Source organism: Pseudomonas sp. R84 (assembly GCF_009834515.1).
Lineage (GTDB): Bacteria > Pseudomonadota > Gammaproteobacteria > Pseudomonadales > Pseudomonadaceae > Aquipseudomonas.
In genome coordinates this window covers 6,533,726-6,552,382 of the sequence record NZ_CP019426.1, presented here as the reverse complement: position 1 = coordinate 6,552,382, position 18,657 = coordinate 6,533,726, and the positions used below count along the sequence as shown (strand labels likewise).

At 59.1% G+C, this 18,657-nt stretch carries 18 protein-coding genes; 10 read left to right on the top strand and 8 right to left on the bottom strand.

The window, feature by feature from the left end; genetic code table 11:
* Positions 1–93: 93 nt before the first annotated feature.
* From PspR84_RS29210 to cfaB, 8 genes are all read left to right on the top strand, one after another.
* Positions 94–2,055, top strand: coding sequence for a protease modulator HflK (locus PspR84_RS29210; RefSeq protein ID WP_160060004.1), 1,962 nt, complete (start codon positions 94–96; stop codon positions 2,053–2,055).
* The gene (locus PspR84_RS29205) at positions 2,052–3,080 is read left to right on the top strand and encodes a protease modulator HflC (protein WP_160060003.1); all 1,029 of its coding nucleotides are present in this window, start codon (positions 2,052–2,054) and stop codon (positions 3,078–3,080) included. The genes PspR84_RS29210 and PspR84_RS29205 overlap by 4 nt, the downstream gene beginning before the upstream one ends.
* The gene (locus PspR84_RS29200; RefSeq protein WP_160060002.1) at positions 3,077–4,126 is read left to right on the top strand and encodes a protease modulator HflK; all 1,050 of its coding nucleotides are present in this window, start codon (positions 3,077–3,079) and stop codon (positions 4,124–4,126) included. The genes PspR84_RS29205 and PspR84_RS29200 overlap by 4 nt, the downstream gene beginning before the upstream one ends.
* Positions 4,123–6,030 (top strand): heavy metal translocating P-type ATPase, encoded by a 1,908-nt coding sequence (locus PspR84_RS29195; RefSeq protein WP_160060001.1) that lies wholly within the window; start codon positions 4,123–4,125, stop codon positions 6,028–6,030. Before PspR84_RS29200 ends, PspR84_RS29195 begins: the two co-directional genes overlap by 4 nt.
* 111 nt (positions 6,031–6,141) lie before the next feature.
* A complete protein-coding gene (locus PspR84_RS29190) occupies positions 6,142–6,393 on the top strand; it encodes a hypothetical protein (RefSeq protein ID WP_160060000.1) in 252 nt (83 codons plus the stop codon).
* A gap of 66 nt (positions 6,394–6,459) precedes the next feature.
* A complete protein-coding gene (locus PspR84_RS29185; protein WP_160059999.1) occupies positions 6,460–7,305 on the top strand; it encodes a DUF692 domain-containing protein in 846 nt (281 codons plus the stop codon).
* The gene (locus tag PspR84_RS29180; RefSeq protein WP_160059998.1) at positions 7,296–8,084 is read left to right on the top strand and encodes a DNA-binding domain-containing protein; all 789 of its coding nucleotides are present in this window, start codon (positions 7,296–7,298) and stop codon (positions 8,082–8,084) included. The genes PspR84_RS29185 and PspR84_RS29180 overlap by 10 nt, the downstream gene beginning before the upstream one ends.
* An 84-nt stretch (positions 8,085–8,168) precedes the next feature.
* Entirely contained in the window at positions 8,169–9,356 is a 1,188-nt protein-coding gene (cfaB, locus tag PspR84_RS29175) for a C17 cyclopropane fatty acid synthase CfaB (RefSeq protein WP_160059997.1), read from the top strand.
* 49 nt (positions 9,357–9,405) lie between these two features.
* Here the strand turns inward: cfaB and cls are convergent, their stop codons facing one another.
* On the bottom strand, positions 9,406–10,845 hold the full coding sequence (cls, locus tag PspR84_RS29170) for a cardiolipin synthase (protein ID WP_160059996.1): 1,440 nt from the start codon (positions 10,843–10,845) through the stop codon (positions 9,406–9,408).
* Positions 10,846–10,976: 131 nt separating this feature from the next.
* Here cls and PspR84_RS29165 point away from each other — a divergent pair, with 131 nt between their 5' ends.
* Positions 10,977–11,495, top strand: a complete 519-nt coding sequence (locus tag PspR84_RS29165; protein WP_095119725.1) for a DUF3617 domain-containing protein — start codon at positions 10,977–10,979, stop codon at positions 11,493–11,495.
* 110 nt (positions 11,496–11,605) lie between these two features.
* Here PspR84_RS29165 and PspR84_RS29160 read toward each other — a convergent pair whose 3' ends face one another.
* Genes PspR84_RS29160 through folE2 form a run of 6 tightly spaced genes read right to left on the bottom strand, consistent with a single transcriptional unit; the run spans position 11,606 to position 16,812 of the window.
* A complete protein-coding gene (locus PspR84_RS29160; protein WP_160059995.1) occupies positions 11,606–12,937 on the bottom strand; it encodes a dihydroorotase in 1,332 nt (443 codons plus the stop codon).
* Positions 12,938–12,940: 3 nt separating this feature from the next.
* On the bottom strand, positions 12,941–13,501 hold the full coding sequence (locus PspR84_RS29155; protein ID WP_160059994.1) for a carbonate dehydratase: 561 nt from the start codon (positions 13,499–13,501) through the stop codon (positions 12,941–12,943).
* Positions 13,498–14,373, bottom strand: coding sequence for a metal ABC transporter substrate-binding protein (locus PspR84_RS29150; RefSeq protein WP_160059993.1), 876 nt, complete (start codon positions 14,371–14,373; stop codon positions 13,498–13,500). Before PspR84_RS29150 ends, PspR84_RS29155 begins: the two co-directional genes overlap by 4 nt.
* An 11-nt stretch (positions 14,374–14,384) precedes the next feature.
* A complete protein-coding gene (locus tag PspR84_RS29145; protein WP_160059992.1) occupies positions 14,385–15,251 on the bottom strand; it encodes a metal ABC transporter permease in 867 nt (288 codons plus the stop codon).
* Positions 15,251–15,919, bottom strand: a complete 669-nt coding sequence (locus tag PspR84_RS29140) for an ATP-binding cassette domain-containing protein (protein ID WP_160059991.1) — start codon at positions 15,917–15,919, stop codon at positions 15,251–15,253. Before PspR84_RS29140 ends, PspR84_RS29145 begins: the two co-directional genes overlap by 1 nt.
* Complete coding sequence (folE2, locus tag PspR84_RS29135) at positions 15,916–16,812, bottom strand: GTP cyclohydrolase FolE2 (protein WP_160059990.1); 897 nt, start codon at positions 16,810–16,812, stop codon at positions 15,916–15,918. The genes PspR84_RS29140 and folE2 overlap by 4 nt, the downstream gene beginning before the upstream one ends.
* Before the next feature lie 84 nt (positions 16,813–16,896).
* Between folE2 and PspR84_RS29130 the strand changes: the two genes are divergently transcribed.
* Positions 16,897–18,099 carry an N-acetylmuramoyl-L-alanine amidase gene (locus PspR84_RS29130; RefSeq protein WP_160059989.1) on the top strand — a complete coding sequence of 401 codons (1,203 nt, stop codon included), beginning with the start codon at positions 16,897–16,899 and terminating at the stop codon, positions 18,097–18,099.
* Here PspR84_RS29130 and PspR84_RS29125 read toward each other — a convergent pair.
* The gene (locus tag PspR84_RS29125; RefSeq protein WP_160059988.1) at positions 18,096–18,473 is read right to left on the bottom strand and encodes a glutamine synthetase; all 378 of its coding nucleotides are present in this window, start codon (positions 18,471–18,473) and stop codon (positions 18,096–18,098) included. The two genes, PspR84_RS29130 and PspR84_RS29125, sit on opposite strands and share 4 nt — an antisense overlap.
* Between the last annotated feature and the right edge of the window lie 184 nt (positions 18,474–18,657).

The following is an 18,657-nucleotide window of genomic DNA, read 5'->3' as shown; positions in this document are numbered from 1 at the left end:
GCATCTTTGAATACGCGTAATTGTGTACGAATATTTCACGCTTTTCGTTATATCGTAACGATATGAACGGCAAGCCAATGATGTTGGGGTGATATGCGAGTTGATCTGGAGGTGGATGGCACGCTGGTGGCCGGGCTGCCGCGTTTTCAGCAGGCGGCCACACAGGGCAGGCGACTGCGGCGCTGGGCTTTTGGTCTTGGCGCATTGGCCGGGGCAGGCTGGGTGTTGGCGTTTTTCGTCGGGCTGTTTGCGCCGCAGTCATTGTGGCTGCCGCTGCTGGTTAATTTGAGCGCGGCGCTGCTGGTGTTGGTCGCCGGGCTGCAATCGGCGTGGTGGGTGACGCAATGGCGCGCGCGAGTGATGAATCCTGTTGTCCTGGCGCCGAATGCCGGTGGGGAGTTCTCTGCGCCGGAAGGTTGGTACGAACGGTTGCTGGATCGCCTCAGTCAGCGTGGCTTGCATATGCTCGGCCAGATCGGCGCAGCGACGCTGTGGTTAGGCGGCTGGGCGTTGTTAGTGGCGCTGAGCATCGAACAGGTGTGGAACCTCGCACTGCCCGCCGCAGCCGTTGGATTGTCCGCCACGGTGGGCGCGGCGTTGGCATTACTCCTAGCGTTCGGCTTGCTGGTGCTTGAGCGACAACTGGCTCAGGAGAATCCTGCGCAATGGCCGGAAGCCGGTTCATTGGCGCAACTGACGCGCGTGGCGATCATCAGTCTGGTGCTCGGCGCGCTGTGTTTGTTGTTTGCTGGCGAGAATGCCGTTTGGCCAGTTCGCGTGTCTGTACTGATGGGTATCCTGCCGGGATTGGTCGCGATCGAGTTGCTATTGCGCGCCGTTCTTTCCGTCTTCAGCCCTCGTCGCGAACAGCTTGAGCCTACGTTGCTGGCGCGCAGTTTTGTTGCCGACATGCTGCGTTGGCCACCCCAGCCTTTACTCGCGTTGCAGCACGAATTGCACAACCGCTTTGGCATCGATCTGCGCCAGATCTGGGCGTTCAGTTATATGCGCCGAGCGTTTCTGCCGGTGCTGGCGCTCGTCGCAGTGGTAGGTTGGTTGCTCACCGGTATCCATGAAATCCCACTACAGGGTCGCGGTATTTATGAGCGTTTCGGCAAACCGGTGCAGGTGTTCGGCCCGGGATTGCACACAGGTTTGCCGTGGCCGTTGGGCCGAGTATTGATCGTCGAAAACGGCGTGGTGCACGAATTGGCCACCAGCGTTGGCGAAAACCCTGCGCCGCTGCAGGCCGATCCCGCCGAAGGCCCTGCGCCGATCACAGCCAACCGCTTGTGGGACGCCAGCCACGTCAACGACAAGTCGCAAGTCATCGCCAGTAGCCGTGGCGCTCAGCAGAGCTTTCAGATCGTCAACATGGACGTACGTTTCGTCTATCGCATTGGCTTGACTGATCAGGCGGCGCTGGCCGCGACCTACAACAGTGCCGATGTGCCGACGCTGATTCGCAGCACGGCGAGCCGGATTCTGGTGCACGACTTTGCCTCGCGCACGCTCGACGGTTTGCTCGGTGAAGACCGGGTCGGGCTGGGCGAGGAGATCGGTCGCGCGGTGCAAAGTGATCTGCAACAACTCAACAGTGGCGTGGAAATTCTCGCCACGGTGGTTGAAGCCATTCACCCGCCGGCCGGTGCCGCCAATGCCTATCACAGCGTGCAAGCCGCGCAGATCGGCGCGCAAGCGTTGATTTCCCGTGAGCGTGGCGCGGCGGCCGAGGCGAGCAATCAGGCGCAATTGCAGGCCAGCCTTGCTCGCGATCAGGCCAGCGCCAATGCCCGCGAAACCAGTGCCACCGCGCAGGCGGCGGATCTGAAATTCACGGCCGAGCAAAAAGCCTACGCCAGTGCCGGTCAGGCTTTCGTGCTCGAGCAATATCTCGGTCAGCTCGGCCAAGGCCTGAGCAAAGCCAAATTGCTGGTACTCGATCATCGTCTCGGTGGCAGCAGCAATGGGCCGACTATCGATCTTCGGACTTTCACGCTGCCGGCTGACCCGACGCCCGCGCGTACCACCGCTCAACCAGGAGTCGCCCATTGAGCCAGTCACACACTCACGAACCGCATGATCACAGCGGCCACGATCACGGCCACGGCGGGCATCATCACCATCACCACGGAGCGCCGGAAGAGGCGGGGCCTTTTCCGTGGCGACGCATGGGGTGTGCCGTGTTGCTGGTGGCGTTCGCCATCGCAGCAGCGAGCCTGGTGCAAGTGCGCTCGGGCGAAGCCACGGTCATCACGCGTTTTGGTAACCCCGCGCGGGTGTTGCTTGATCCGGGTTTGAGTTGGCGCTGGCCGGCGCCATTCGAGGCGGCGATTCCGGTGGATTTACGTTTGCGCACCACCTCTAGCGGCTTGCAGGATGTCGGCACTCGCGACGGTTTACGCATCATCGTCCAGGCCTATGTGGCGTGGCAGGTGCAGGGTGATCCAGACAATGTGCAGCGCTTCATGCGCGCGGTGCAGAACCAGCCAGATGAAGCGGCACGGCAGATCCGCACTTTTGTCGGCTCGGCGCTGGAAACCACGGCCAGCAGCTTCGATCTGGCCAATCTGGTGAACACCGATGCCAGTCAGGTGCATATCGCCGATTTTGAAGCGCAGTTGCGTCAGCAGATCGATCAGCAATTGCTCGCGACCTATGGCGTGCGCGTCGTGCAAGTCGGCATCGAGCGTTTGACCTTGCCGTCTGTAACACTCACCGCCACTGTCGATCGCATGCGCGCCGAGCGTGAAACAATCGCTACCGAACGTACGGCGATCGGCAAACGTGAAGCTGCGCAGATCCGTTCCGCTGCTGAACGCGATGCGCGAATTGTGCAGGCTGATGCGACAGTGAAAGCCGCAGAAATCGAGGCGCAGTCTCGCGTGGAAGCGGCGCAGATTTATGGCCGTGCTTACGCCAGTTCGCCGCAGCTCTACAACTTGCTGCGCTCGCTGGACACCCTTGGCACCATCGTCACCCCGGAAACAAAACTGATCTTGCGCACTGACGCGGCGCCATTCCGCGTGCTGGTCGACGGCCCGCCAACACTCGACAGTAAATCCGGATCGCAACCATGAGTGAAGAAGTTCCACGTGGAACACATTCGCTGAACAGTCCGTGGGTTCAGGCCGGTCGTTTGGCATTTCTCGCCCTGTACGCGGTGACAGTGTTGGCCGCATTGGCTTGGGCGTTGTCCAATGTGCGGCAGATCGATCCGCAGAATCGTGCTGTGGTTTTGCACTTTGGTGCACTGGATCGCGTGCAGAACGCCGGGCTGTTGCTGGCTTGGCCACAGCCGTTCGAACAGGTGGTTTTGTTGCCAGCCGCGGATCGGGTGATCGAGCGGCGGGTGGAAAATCTTCTGCGCAGCGATGAGGCACTCAAGGCTGATCGGGTCGCTTCCTTTGCCACACCACTGAGCGACGCACTGGCCGGATCTGGTTATTTATTGACCGGTGATGCCGGCGTCGTGCAACTGGATGTGCGGGTGTTCTACAAAGTCACCGACCCCTATGACTTCGTGTTGCAGGCTGAGCATGTGCTGCCGGCGCTCGATCGGTTGGTCACTCGCAGTGCCGTGGCACTGACTGCCGCCAGAGATCTGGACACCATTCTGGTCGCTCGTCCGGAATTGATCGGCGCCGACAACCAGGCTGCCGAACGGCGTGAGAGATTGCGCGGTGATCTGGTACAGGGCATCAACAAACGCTTGGCCGAGTTGAAGGCGAGCGGGCAGGGCATCGGGATTGAAGTGGCGCGGGTCGATGTGCAATCGAGTCTGCCCAACCCTGCGGTCAGTGCATTTAACGCGGTATTGACCGCCAGCCAGCAGGCCGACAAAGCCGTGGCCAATGCGCGTACCGACGCCGAGAAACTCACCCAAACCGCCAACGAACAGGCCGACCGCACACTGCAGGTTGCTCACGCGCAGGCTGGTGAACGCTTGGCCAAAGCCTCTGCCGACACTGCCACGGTGTCGAGTCTGGCCAAAAATACAGACCCGCAAATGCTCCTGCGTCTGTACCGCGAGCGTATGCCGAAGATTCTCGGTCAGGCCGGATCGGTCACCACGGTCGACCCGAAAGACGATTCCCGCCTGATCATTCAGGGAGCCAGTAAATGACTGCGACGACCGCTGCACCGAGCCTGTTGTCCTCGGCCGAACAACGCCGCGCCGCACGGCAACTGACTTTGGCGATGCTCGCGCTGGGCCTTCTTGGTCTGGGGCTGATCTGGCGCTGGCTGGTTCCGGAGCAAACCGGGGTCAGCCAGTTGTTGCTCGGTTTCGCCTCTTTGTTGGTCGCCGTGCCGGTGATGCGTTCGGCATGGTACAGCCTGCGTTATCCGAGCCTGCACGGCATCACTGATCAGCTGATTGCCTTGGCCATGCTCGGGGCGTGGGCGACTGGCGATCTGCTGACGGCGGCATTGCTGCCGATCATCATGATCTTCGGTCATGTCCTGGAGGAGCGCAGCGTCATCGGCTCGCAGGAGGCGATTCACGCCCTCGGCCAACTGACCCGCAGCCATGCGCGCAAGGTTCAGGCCGACGGCTCGATCATTGAAGTAGACAACGGCACGCTGAAATCCGGCGACACCGTTGAGGTGCGCGCGGGGGATCGGGTGCCGGCGGATGGTCGGGTTCTGTCTGGTCAGGCCAGTCTCGATACCGCTTCAATTACCGGTGAATCAGTGCCGGTCGAGGCGGGTGTCGGCATGACGGTGTTCGGCGGTGCGATCAACCTCGACGGTTTGTTGCGCATCGAAGTGACCCGCACCGGCGATGAGTCGACCCTCGGTAAAGTCATCGCACTGATGCAGAACGCCGAGCGTTCGAAGCCACCGATCACCCGGTTGCTCGAACGTTACGCCGGTAGCTACATGGTGCTGGTGTTGTTGCTGGCAGCGGTGACCTGGTTTATCACCAACGATGCGCAGGCCATGCTCGCCGTGCTGGTAGCCGCGTGTCCGTGCGCGTTGGTGTTGTCCGCTCCGGCGACGGCGATTGCCGGTGTCGCGGTGGCAGCGCGTCACGGGATTCTGATTCGCAGTTCGGCGTTCCTCGAAGAACTGGCTGATCTGACATCGCTGGTCGTCGACAAGACCGGGACGCTGACTTATGGCACCTTGCGTTTGCAGTCGATCAACAGCCCACAGGCACAGTCGTCTGCGGTCATGGCGCTTGCCGCTAGCCTCGGCGCGGCGAGTAGTCATCCGGTCAGTCGGGCACTCGCAGGGTTGGTCAGTCAGGACCAATATCTAACGCTGAGTGATATTCACGAGCGTCAGGGGCTCGGTGTAGTCGCCATGACCGGGCAGGGCGAAGCGGCGCTCGGTCGGCCAGAATTGTTCGCGCAACTGGGTATTGCCACGACCAAGGTTCCCGATCATGACGGCCCGATCGCCGGTCTGGCGCTGAACGGTGAATTCCTCGCCTGGCTGTTGCTCGCTGACAGCGTCAAACCGGAAGCCCGGTTTTCCCTCAGTGAATTGCGTGAGTTGGGCCTTGGGCGACAACTGTTGCTCACAGGCGATCGACACAGCGTGGCTCAATCGATGGCCAAAGAGGTCGGTTTGCATGAGGTCGAAGCCCAGGCGTTGCCCGAGGACAAACTCAATCGCGTGCTCAGGGAAATCGACAATGGTTTCCGGCCAATGGTGGTCGGTGACGGCATCAATGATTCGCTCGCGCTGAAGGCGGGAGTGGTCGGTGTGGCAATGGGCGCCGGTGGTGCAGACATAGCGTTGGCCTCGGCCGACATCGTTTTGATCGGCAGCGACCTGCGCCGGCTCGGCACCTGCGTGCGCCTCAGCCGCCAATGTCGCCGGACATTGCAGGTCAATGTGATCATCGGTCTGGGCTGGACGCTGGCCATTGTGGTGTTTGCCGCATTCGGCTGGTTGGGTGCAGCAGGGGCGATGATTGCGGCGCTGCTGCATAACCTCAGCACCTTGCTGGTACTCGGAAATGCCGGGCGGTTGCTGCGCTTTCAAGAGCCGCTACTAAAACTCAAGGAAGACCTTTGACATTATTTTTCGATCCGCTGTAACGCCGTCGGGGCGGCTCTCTCTAGTGCTATGTCGGGACTGAACAAACCTTTCAGCCGACACCCCTGACGATTACCGAGGATAAGAAAAATGACCATCAAATCCGCTGCTGCTGGTGCCGCTCTCGCTTTGGCTGCCGCCACAATGTTTGCCGGTGTTGCCACCAACGCAATGGCTGCCGATGCCAACGTGCATTGCTATGGCGTGAACGGCTGCAAAGGCCAGAATGACTGCAAGACCAAAGACCACGCCTGCAAAGGCATGGGTGCCTGTAAAGGCCAGGGCTTCAAGGCAATGACTCAGGCGGCGTGTGAACAGGCCGGTGGCAAGGTCGGCGAATAACTGACCGGCAAGTGTCGCCGCAGTGGATGGTTCCACTGCGGCCACTTTTTATCAGGAGTTCGCCGCATGTCTGTTTCCATTCCCTCCCTGGGCTACGGCCTGGGTTTGCGTAGCGCTTATTACCAGCAGATCCTTGAGCAGTCGCCAAATGTCGACTGGTTCGAAGTGGTCTCGGAAAATTTCATGGTGCAGGGCGGCAAGGCCCTGTATTACCTTGATGCGATCGCCGAGCGTTATCCGTTGGTGATGCACGGTGTATCTCTGTCTATCGGCGGGCCGCATGCCCTCGATCCGGACTATCTCAAACAACTCAAGCAACTGGCCAATCGGGTCCGACCTGCATGGATCTCCGATCATCTGTGCTGGAGCCGTGGCAATGCCCATCAGTTACATGATCTGCTGCCGCTGCCTTACACCGAAGAAAGCCTGGATTACATTGCCGCTCGGGTGATGCAGGTTCAGGATGTTTTGCAGCGTCCGTTGGTTCTGGAGAACGTCTCCAGTTATGTCCGTGCCGCCTCTGATGATTTCACTGAGTGGGAATTTCTCGCTTTGCTTAGCCGCGTGAGCGGGTGCGAATTGCTGCTCGACGTGAACAATGTCTACGTCAGTTCACGCAATCATGGCTTCGATCCGTGGGTCTTTATCAGTAGCCTGCCCGTCGATAAAGTCCGCCAACTGCATCTGGCAGGGCACAGCGATTATGGTGACTACGTGATCGACACCCATGACCATCCGGTGAGCGATCCGGTCTGGGCGCTGTACCAACGCACGCTCGAACATTTCGGCCCGGTGGCCACGTTGCTGGAACGCGACGATCATTTTCCGCCCTTCGACGAATTGCTCGATGAACTGCAAAAGGCCCGTCAGCTGGGGAATAAGGCTCTGGCCGGGAGGCAGCAATGCGCCTGAAAGAGTGGCAACTGGCATTCGAATCCTTTCTGCTCGAAGAAGACACCGGCGCAAATCTGACCCTGAGCAGGAGCCTGATCGGTGGCCCGACACTGGATGTCGAAACGGGCTTGGCGATCTATCACAACGCTTACAAAGCGCGCTTGCTGGAAGTCTTGCGCAATGACTTTCCGACGATCCTGCACTGGATGGGTGATGAAGAATTCGAAGCGCTCGCCATGGCGTACATCCGTCAGTGTCCATCAACGCACTACAGCCTGCGCTGGTTGGGCAGAGGCTTCGAAGGCTTTGTCCGCGAGTATCTGGTGCCGGAGCAGAGTGCGCCGCTGGCCGAGATGATCGCGCTCGAATGGGCTTTCACCCTGGCTTTCGATGCACCTTTTGGTGAACCGCTGACGATTGAAGCCATGGTCGCCCTCGCTCCGGAAGAATGGCCAGAGCTGCGGGTCAGACCGGTGCCGTCCCTGCAGTGGCTGGAGTGCCGCTGCAATAGTCTTTCAATGTGGCGCGCGGTAAAGGAAGAATCGGAATTCCCTGACAGCATGGCGCTCGAAATCCCACAGATCTGCCTGATCTGGCGCAACCAGTTGATCTGCAGTTACCGCAGCCTCGATCCGGCGCAAGCCACGGCCCTCGATGGCTTGCTCAACCAAGGATGGAGTTTCGCCGAACTGTGCGCCGAGTTAGCAGTCACTTATGGTGAGGGCGCGCCACTTCAAGCCGTTACCTGGCTGAAACAGTGGATTCAGGAAGGCTTGTTGGAGCGTCTGCAACGATAGATAAGGCTAATCAAATCGATAGCCTGCTATTTTTCCGGGATGGTCTACCCTCAGATCTGACGTCTGAAACAAGGGGGATTTTCCATGCTCGTGCAACTTCCACCGGCCTTACAGAATCTGCAGCTTCCGCTTCGCCTGCGACTCTGGGATGGCCATGAGTTTAATCTGGGGCCGGCGCCCAGCGTCACCATCGTGGTAAAGGACCCGCAGATGGTCAGCCAGTTCACACACCCAAGCCTGGATGCGCTCGGAGCGGCATTCGTTGAAGGCAAACTTGAACTGGAGGGTTCGATCAGCGAAGTCATCCGGGTCTGCGACGAATTGAGCAACGCTTTGCTCGGCGAAGATGACGACAGTCAGCCAGTACGTTCGGTGCACGACAAGGAAACCGACGCCAAAGCCATTTCCTACCACTATGACCTGTCCAATGCGTTCTACCAGCTTTGGCTGGACAGCGACATGGCGTATTCCTGCGCGTACTTCGAAACGGGCAGCGAAACCCTCGAACAAGCGCAACAAGCCAAATTCCGACATTTATGCCGCAAGCTGCGCTTGCAGCCAGGCGACTACCTGCTGGATGTCGGTTGCGGCTGGGGTGGGTTGGCGCGGTATGCCGCGCGGGAATTCGGCGCAAAAGTCTTTGGCATCACCCTGAGCAAAGAACAGCTGGAATTGGCGCGTGAGCGGGTCAAGGTCGAAGGCCTGGAAGACCAGATCGAACTGCAGTTGCTCGACTACCGCGATTTGCCCCAGGACGGGCGTTTCGACAAAGTGGTCAGTGTCGGCATGTTCGAACATGTCGGTCACGCCAATCTCGCCGAGTACTGCAAAACCCTGTTCGGCGCGGTGAAGGAGGGCGGCCTGGTGATGAACCATGGTATTACCGCCAAACACACTGATGGCCGACCGGTAGGACGCGGTGCCGGGGAGTTTATCGAGAAGTACGTGTTTCCCAACGGTGAGTTGCCGCACCTGGCGATGATTTCGGCCGAGATCAGCGAAGCCGGCCTGGAGATTGTCGACGTCGAAAGTCTGCGCCTGCATTACGCGCGCACGCTGGATCACTGGAGCGAGCGGCTGGAGGACAATCTCGAAGCCGCCGGCAAACTGGTACCGGATCAAGCGCTGCGCATCTGGCGTTTGTACCTGGCCGGCTGCGCCTATGCGTTCGCGCGTGGCTGGATCAATCTGCACCAGATCCTCGCGGTAAAGGCCCACCCGGATGGCAGCCATGAACTGCCGTGGACTCGCGACGACATCTATAACCCTTAACACTGAATAATCCTCTCTCCCTTTGGGAGAGGGTCAGGGTGAGGGGTTTTTAGAGAATCGGCGAAATCAGCCGGGCGATCCGCATGCCGACCTGTTGCAGGCGGTGGATCTCCCGGCTTTCTTCCTTGGCGATTTCATAGGCTTGTTCGAAATCCTCTTTGAGCATGTTTTCCACACTGGCGGCAAAGTCACTGTCGACGGTCAGCAGCATCACTTCGAAATTCAGCCGGAATGAGCGGTTGTCCAGATTGGCGCTGCCGATGGCGCTGATCTCGCTGTCGATCAACACCACTTTCTGATGCAGGAAACCGGGTTCGTAGCGGAATACCCGCACGCCGGCGCGCACGGCTTCAAATGCGTAAAGGCTGGAAGCGGCGTAGACGATGCGGTGATCGGGACGCGACGGCAGTAGCAATCGAACATCGACCCCACGCAACACGGCCAAACGCAATGCAGCGAACACGGCTTCATCAGGGATGAAATACGGGCTGGTGATCCACACTCGCTCGGTCGCCGCGTGAATCGCTTCGACAAAGAACAGCGAGCAGGTTTCGTAGGCATCCGCCGGGCCGCTGGCGAGCAATTGGCAGAGCACGCCGTCATCCGGGTATTCGTCGGGCAGGATCAGCGGCGGCAGGGTACGCGCAGCCCAGAACCAGTCTTCGGCGAAGGATTCCTGCATACACGCGACGACCGGGCCACGTACCTTCACATGGGTATCGCGCCAAGGTGCCAGTGGTGGTTTTTCGCCCATGTATTCATCGCCGACGTTATGTCCACCGACAAAGCCGACCACGCCATCGACCACGACGATCTTGCGGTGGTTACGGAAGTTGACCTGAAAGCGATTGAGCCAGCCGCTGCGTGTGGCGAATGCTTTGACCTCGACGCCGCCATCGCGCAATGCCTGCACATAACTGTGGGGCAGGGCGTGGCTGCCGATGCCGTCGTAGAGCAGGTGAATAGACACGCCTTCGGCGGCTTTCCTCAGTAACAGATCGCGCAGGCGCTGGCCGAGCCGATCATCGTGAATGATGAAAAACTGAATCAGCACCGCTTCTTTCGCTTGATCGATCGCCTGGAAGATCGCGTCGAAAGTGGCCGCACCGTTTATCAACAGTTGCACTTGATTGTTCGCCAGGCACGGCATGCGACCGAGTTTGGGCATGGCGCGTAACGAGGCGTAGGCATTCGAGGCGCGCGCGGTCAGTGCCTCTTCCACCCACGGGCGCCAGTTCAGTTCGGAGATCGCCTGACGCATCTGTTCGTTGGCCTGACGCCGCGCTTTGATATAACCATCGAAGGTACTGCGGCCGAACACCAGGTACGGAACAAGCGTGAGGTAGGGAATGAAGATCAGCGACAATGCCCAAGCGATCGAGCCTTGAGCCGTGCGTACGGTGAGCACCGCGTGGATGGCAGCGATCAAGCCGAGGGTGTGTATCAGGGCGATCAGATAACCGAAAATGTGCGGTCCAAAATAATCCATGGGGCAGCCTTGCTCCGGAAGATTCAATGCTTAACAGACCATGTTCTGTCGCGAATGTCGCTATTTAATTGGTGCATGAACCGAAGCAATCGGCCGACGTCTAACGGCCACTACTGATCAGGAGTTTTTCGATGAACGTTCGTCTGCTGGGTTTGGCGCTGGGCCTGGGTTTGGCATTGCCGGTGGTTGCGCAGGCGCAGATGCTGCAGCCGGGGCTGTGGGAAATGACATCGAGCAACGTCAAGGTCGATGACCAGCCGATGGATGTGCAATCGATCCTCGGCCAGCTGCAAGGTCAGATGACCCCGCAACAACGCGCGGCGCTGGAAAAGAACGGGATCAATATCGGCGGCAAGGGCATTCGTGCCTGTCTGACGCCGCAGCAAGTGGCGACCAACGATATTCCGTTGGCCGACCCGCAATCGGGTTGCAAGCAGCAGATCACCGAGCGCAGCGGCAACCAATGGAAATTCCGCTTCAGTTGCCCGAAAGCGCAGGGCACCGGGGTGGCGACGTTCCTCAGTGATCGTGAGTTCACCACCGTGGCCAACGGCACGTTCAACGCGATCGGGATCAACCAGAAGGGCAGTCTCGAGACTCGCGCGGTTTGGCTGGGCCAGGATTGCGGCGCTGTGAAACCTCGCGCGTAAAACATTCCATGTAGGAGCTGCGGGACGCTGCGATCTTTTGATCTTGATTTTACAAAAGGATCAAAAGATCGCAGCCTCGTTTCACTCGTCAGCTCCTACAGGGGTTTGAATCAACGCATAAACCTCAGCGCCAATCCTCGACACGCCTCATTCACCTGACCCTCCCGCCAGGCAATCTGCCCCGAAACAATCGTCGTATTCACCCGATGCCGAAAGCTGCACCCGGCAAACGGCGTCCATCCGCACTGCGACAGAATCGGTTGCCGATCGACCTCCAGCGTTTGCCGTTCAACCAGCACCAGATCCGCCCAATACCCCTCACGCGAATACCCACGATCCGGAATCGCAAACAGATCCGCGACGCGATGGCTGGTCTTCGCCACCAAGGTCGTGATCGGCAAAATTCCATCCGCCACCAGCTCCATTAACGCGGGCAACGCATGCTGTACCAGCGGTAATCCGGAAGGCGCCTGCGCATAAGCTCGCTGCTTTTCTTCCCAGGTATGTGGCGCATGGTCACTGCCGATCACGTCCAGTAGATTGCTGTTCAGGGCCGCGCGCAACGCATCGCGATCGGCCTGAGTCTTGATCGCCGGGTTGCACTTGATCAAGTTTCCAAGGCTTGAGTAATCGCGATCATCGAACAGCAAATGATGCAGACAGACTTCAGCGGTGATGCGTTTCTGCGCTAGGGGTTTGTCCTCGAACAACGTCAGTTCACGCGCCGTGGTCAGGTGCAAAACATGCAGGCGCGTGCCGTGACGTTGCGCCAGCTCCACCGCCAGTGAAGAGGATCGATAACATGCCTCGGCATCGCGGATAAGCGGGTGAGCGCCGGGCGGTATTCGCTCACCGAACAACTCACGCAGATTGGCCGCGTTGGCGTCGATACTCGGAGTATGTTCGCAGTGGGCCAACAGGATCGTTGGCACTTCCGCGAACAGTCGCTCAAGAATTTGCGGATCATCCATTAGCATGTTGCCGGTGGACGCGCCCATGAACACTTTCACCCCAGCCACTTCGCAGGGATTGAGCGCGGCGACCGTATCGAGGTTGTCGCGGCTCACGCCAAAGTGAAAGCCGTAATTGGCCACCGAACCGAGCGCCGCCCGGCGCTTTTTGTCGGCCAGCGCTGCGAGGGTGAGGGTGGCCGGGTTGGTATTGGGCATGTCCATGAAACTGGTGATACCGCCGGCAACCGCCGCCCGAGATTCGCTATGAATGCTGCCCTTGGCTGGCGCACCGGGCTCACGAAAATGCACTTGGTCGTCAATCATCCCCGGCAGCAACCATTGGCCATTCGCGTCGATTTCCACCTTGGCGTTTTCGCCTTCGATGCTGCGAGCAATCTTGACGATGCGCCCGTTGCTGACCAATAGATCGCCGTCGAACTCGCGTCCTTCATTGACCAGTCTTGCGTTGCGAATCAGCACGCTGCTCATGATTCAGAACTCGTTCTGCAAGGCTTTGTAGCCGCGCACCAGATCGACGTTGGTGCGCGCCACGTCTTCGGAAAACTCCGAGGCACTGACACTCACTGGCGGGAATAACGAGAGGTCGGTGTTCGGGCCGATGCGAGTAGTCGAGGGCACATAAAAGGCGTCCGGCAAATCGCGACCATCGACCACCGAGTTGTGCCGCACCACGCAACCATTGCCGACGATGCAGTTGAACAACACGCTGTTGAAGCCGATGAACACGCGGTTGCCCACGACGCAGGGGCCGTGGACGATCGAGCGGTGGGCAATGGAAGTGAACTCACCAATGGTCACTGCTGCGCCGGATTTGGAATGGATGACTACGCCGTCCTGGATATTCGAATTGGCGCCGATGGTGATCGGCTCCATTGCACCCGAGGCGTCCACTTCGTCGGCGCGGATCACCGCGTAGGGACCGACGAACACGTTCTCGCCGATCACCACTTTGCCGCAGATGATTGCGGTTTTGTCGACGTAGGCTGACTCGGCAATTTGTGGCAAATCACCTGATGGGTTCTTGCGGATCATGGTTGGCTCAGCGCGTTGTAGAGGGTGTCGAGGTTGTATTCGAACAGCCCGGTGAAGGTGCTGGCGGGGCCGCGGGCGGCGAGGGCGTCGGAGTAGAGCGTGCCACCAATGTGCGCGCCGCTTTCGTCGGCGATCTGTTTGAGCAGACGCGCGTCTTTGATGTTTTCCATGAATACTGCTTTGACGTGAGCTTGGCGAATCTGGGTAATCAGCGCAGCGACTTCCGCGGCCGATGGCTCTCGTTCTGTGGACAAGCCTTGCGGTGCCATGAAGTCGATGCCGTACGCCTGGCCGAGATAACCGAAGGCATCGTGGCTGGTGACGATTTTGCGGTTGCCTGGAGGCAGCGCACCGAGTTTGGCTTTGGCTTCGGCGAGCAGGGCGTAGATCTGCTTCAGATAGGTTTTGCTGTTGCGTTCGTAGTCGGCTTTGTTCGCCGGGTCGGCAGCGATCAGTGCCTTGGTGATGTTGGCGACGTACAACTCGGCGTTCGCCAGATTGTGCCAAGCGTGCGGGTCGGGAACGGTTTCGCCGTCCTCATCCAGCGAGCGGGGAATCACCCCGTGACTGGCACTGACCACTGTGGCTTTGGTCTCGGTGCTGGTCACTAGACGATCCAGCCACGGCTCGAAACCCAGGCCGTTCTTGATGATCAATTTCGCGCCAAGCAATGCTTTGGCATCGTCCGGTGTTGGCTCGTAGGTGTGTGCGTCAGCGTCCGGGCCGACCATGTTGGTGATCTGGATATGCTCGCCGCCGACCTGATGCACCATGTCGGCGAGGATGCTGAAGCTGGTGACCACCGGTAATTTTTCCGCCGCCGACAAGGACATCGACAGCATCAGGCTAAGCAACACGAGTAGAGCGCGCATCGGGAAACACCTCATTGGGATGTGAGCAAAGGCGGGCGGCGCAACAAACCGTGAACCGGCCCGAACACCACGGACAGCAGATAACCGACACCGGCGACCAATACGATGGCCGGGCCGCTGGGCAACGAGCAGCAGAACGACAGCAGCAAGCCAAGCCACACCGAGAGGCAACCGATGACGGCCGCGATGGCCATCAGGGTTGGCAGACGGCGGCTCCAGAATCGCGAAGCGGCGGCGGGAAGCATCATCAGTCCAACCACCATCAGAGCGCCGATTGCCTGGAAGCCGATCACCAGGTTGAGTACGACCAGAGTCAGAAAGACGCCGTGGGCGATGGGGCCGAGGCGGCTGACGGTTCTCAGGAACAGCGGGTCGAGGGTGTCGAGCAACAGCGGCTTGTAGATCAGCGCCATGGCGACCAGGCTGAATCCCGAAACCCATAACATGCCGGTGAGGGTCGGGCCGTCGACGGCCAGTGCTGAGCCGAACAGCAGATGCAACAGGTCAAGGCGTTTGCCGGCGATGCCGAGTATCAGTACGCCGCTGGCGAGGGAAATGGGATAGATCGCGGCGAGGCTGGCGTCTTCGCGCAGGCCGGTGCGGCGGGTGATCCAGGCGGCGAGGCCGGCCATGCTCAGGCCGGCCCCGAGACCTCCGAGCGTCAGTGCAGGCAGGCTGAGTCCGGCAAACCAGAAACCCAGTGCGGCGCCGGGAAGTATTCCGTGGGCCACCGCGTCACCGATCAGGCTCATTCGCCGCAGGATCAAAAACACGCCGAGCGGCGCAGTGCTGCACGCCAATACCAAGCCGCCGAGCAGGGCGCGGCGCATGAATAAAAATTCGTTGAACGGCTGCCAGAAATGGGCGACGGCGAGCATCAGGCCACCTGCGTGTGAGGGGTTTGCCGGATCAACTCGTTGCTGGCTCCGAACACGCATTCGTGGTTTTTGATCAGCAAGGTTTGCGGGATGTGCTGGCGTACGGCGGCGAGGTCGTGGCACACGACGACCAGTGTTCGACCTTCGCCATGCCAGGTATGGATGTGCTGCCAAAGCAGTTGTTGGCCGAGCTCATCGAGTGCGGCGTGGGGTTCGTCGAGCAACAACACTGGAGCGTCGGTCAGACTCAGGCGGGCGAGCAGGGCACGTTGCAGTTCTCCACCGGACAGGGCCATGAGTGGACGCTCCCCGAGTCCGCTGAGGTGCCAGTTTTCCAGTGCGTCTTTCAGACGTTGTGCGCGCAATTGTGTTGAAAGCCGTCGGCCCCAGAAACCGGCGCAGATCAGTTCTTCCAGGCTGATGGGGAATTGTCGGTCGAGATGCTGTTGCTGGGGCAGGAATGACAACCCGCTTTGACGTGGAACACTGAGGGCAACGTTGCCTGCCAAAGGTTTTTGCAATCCGGCGATGACTTTCAGCAGGCTGCTCTTGCCGCAGCCATTGGCACCGATGATCGCGGTCAGGCTGCCGCTGTCGAACTCAATACTCAGCGGGCTCGTCAGTGGTTGACCGGGTGCGCCCCAACTCAGCGATTGGCAGCGGATCATGCTTGTTCACGCTGCCAGTGGCTTTCGGCGACGGCGTCGTGGGCGTGCAGGCTTTCGGCGTGAATGACCCGCAGGTTGAATCCGCTGACTCCTGGGGTGCGACGCAATGCCATATTCAGACGGCGCGCGGCATCTTCACAGAACATCAGGTTCTGGCCGTTGGCGAGGGCGAAGGCTTGTTCGTCCGCGCGCTTTACTGCGGTTTGTACAGCGGTGCCAAGGGCCGCCTCGGCGTCATTGATGATCACGCTCAGCGGCAATTCATCGATGAATTCGTCTAGGTGCAGATGCAATTGCGCAATGCTGCGTTGGCTGTGAGGTGTGGCGACGATGCCTTGAGTCGAGCCTAGCCATGCCAAAACGTCTGCGTGCTGAAGACCTTTGTTGGCGAAGTCGTCGATAAATTGTTGCTGGATCAACTGCCGCGCCAACGCCGCTGAGCAAGGGCAAGTCGAAGAGTAGGGCACGTCAATTTTGAGTTCCACGTGGAACATTTGATTTTTCAGGCTTGCCGAAATAGTCGTCGGATAGGATTTCCAGCCGGCCAACGGGCTGATTAGCGCGGGGCGTTTCAGCAGTAAGTCGCAGTGAATATTCACGTACGCACAGTTGGATAACCCCTGGTGGCTTTCTAGAAAGCGCTTGAGTACTTCGTGCAGGAGAGCGGGTGTCAGGCGTTCCTGTTCGAGTATCTCCAGGGCCAAATACAGCCGCGACATATGAATGCCGCGCGCCTCGCCATCATCAAGGCTCACTCCAGCGTCAGCCTTGGCATTCAGGTGTTGGCCTTCCAACAAAACGGGTAATGCGATGCCTTGCATCCCCACCCATTCGAGTGGCAAAGCTTGGCGAGCGGTCTGCGCGGCGATATCCGGGAGTGAAAGCGAATTCATGTTCGGGACCATCATGGTGATTCGATTCAATGTTACATTATAACAATTCAAATCACGATGTCTTTTTCATGAACAGGTTTTCATATGCACAGACGTCAAGTGCTCAATCTGATTTTGGCCAGCGCCGCTTTTGCTTTGCCCTTCAGCGTGTCTGCTACGCAAATTCGTCAGGCACGACTTTGGCGATCTGAGGACAAAGTGCGGTTGGTGTTCGATTTGAGTGGGCCGGTCAGCTACAAGACCTTCACGCTCAGTGCGCCTGAACGACTCATCATTGATGTGAGTGGGGCAAGCTTGGGTGGGGATTTCAGCCACTTGGCGCTGAATGACACGGTGATACGCGCGATCCGATCCGGGCCCTTTGGTCAGGGCGATACGCGAATTGTTCTGGATCTGAGCAGTCCGGTATTACTGAACAGCTTTCTTTTAGCGCCGCAAGACGGACAAAGTCATCGCTTGGTATTGGACTTGGTCAGCGCAAAACTGATTCAAATAGCTCCAAAGGTTCCACGTGAAACACCGCAGATCAGTGCTCATCCGAAGCGCGACATCGTCGTAGTCGTCGATCCGGGACATGGCGGAAAGGATCCCGGCGCGGTCGGCGCCAAGGGCGAACGCGAAAAAGATGTAGTGCTTTCCATCGCGCAGATGCTGGCTAAGCGTCTGAAAAAAGAGAAAGGCTTCGACGTAAAACTGGTACGCAATGACGACTTTTTCGTTCCATTGCGCAAGCGCGTGGCGATCGCCCGTCAGCACAAAGCCGACATTTTTATCTCGGTGCATGCCGATGCAGCGCCGCGTCTGACGGCTTCTGGCGCATCGGTGTATTGCCTTTCTGAGGGGGGCGCAACGTCGGCGACTGCGCGCTTCATGGCGCAGCGAGAGAACGGCGCGGACCTGCTCGGTGCAACGAGTCTGCTCAACTTGAAAGATAAAGACCCGATGCTCGCCGGGGTGATTCTCGACATGTCGATGAATGCAACGATTGCCGCCAGTTTGCAGCTTGGCAGTACGGTGCTGGGCAGCCTTGCCGACATTACGACTCTGCACCAGAAGCGCGTGGAACAGGCTGGATTCGCAGTGTTGAAATCGCCGGACGTACCTTCAATCTTGGTGGAAACCGGCTTTATTTCCAATGCGCGGGACAGCCAGCGATTGGTCACCGCTCGGCATCAGCAAGCCGTGGCGGACGGTTTGTTCAAAGGATTGCAGCGCTACTTTGAAAAGAATCCCCCCGTCGACAGTTACCTGGCCTGGCAGCAGGCGCAGCGAGAGGCTCAGGTTTAACAGCCGGTAATCCGGCTGCAGGTGAATTTCGCGCTGCTACCACCCGAGCTGGAGAAGCGATTGATCGTCGTCCAGCCGACACGTCGTGTGTAGCCCACCCAGGCTTCGCCGTCAGAGGCGATGCCGGTGAAGAACGTCAGTTGGCCGAAACGGCTATTGGTTTGCGCCCAATAACGCTGGCCGGCCTTTTCAAACCCACGCAGATAAAGCGTGTTGCCGACGGTGTTGACGCTATAGGCGTTGCCGTCGGCATCGACGCAGGCCAACAGATTTGCACTGCGTGTGCAGGTCGCAAGCGCCGGCATCTGAGCCGATGCATTGCCGATCATCAACAATCCAAGGCTCAACAACGAGCATTTCAGCGCATTTTTCATTGCGAATTCCGGAGTGGTATCGGCTCAGCTTCCTGCGGTTTATCGCTTAGGACAAGAGGAGGGCTGGTTTATTTACATTGTTATACTATAACATAAAAGATAACCGAGCCTGAGCAGGCCGATTTCAAGCGTTTACGTTCAGCGCAACCCTTCGCATGAAGCACAAAAACGCCAAGCGCCAGCA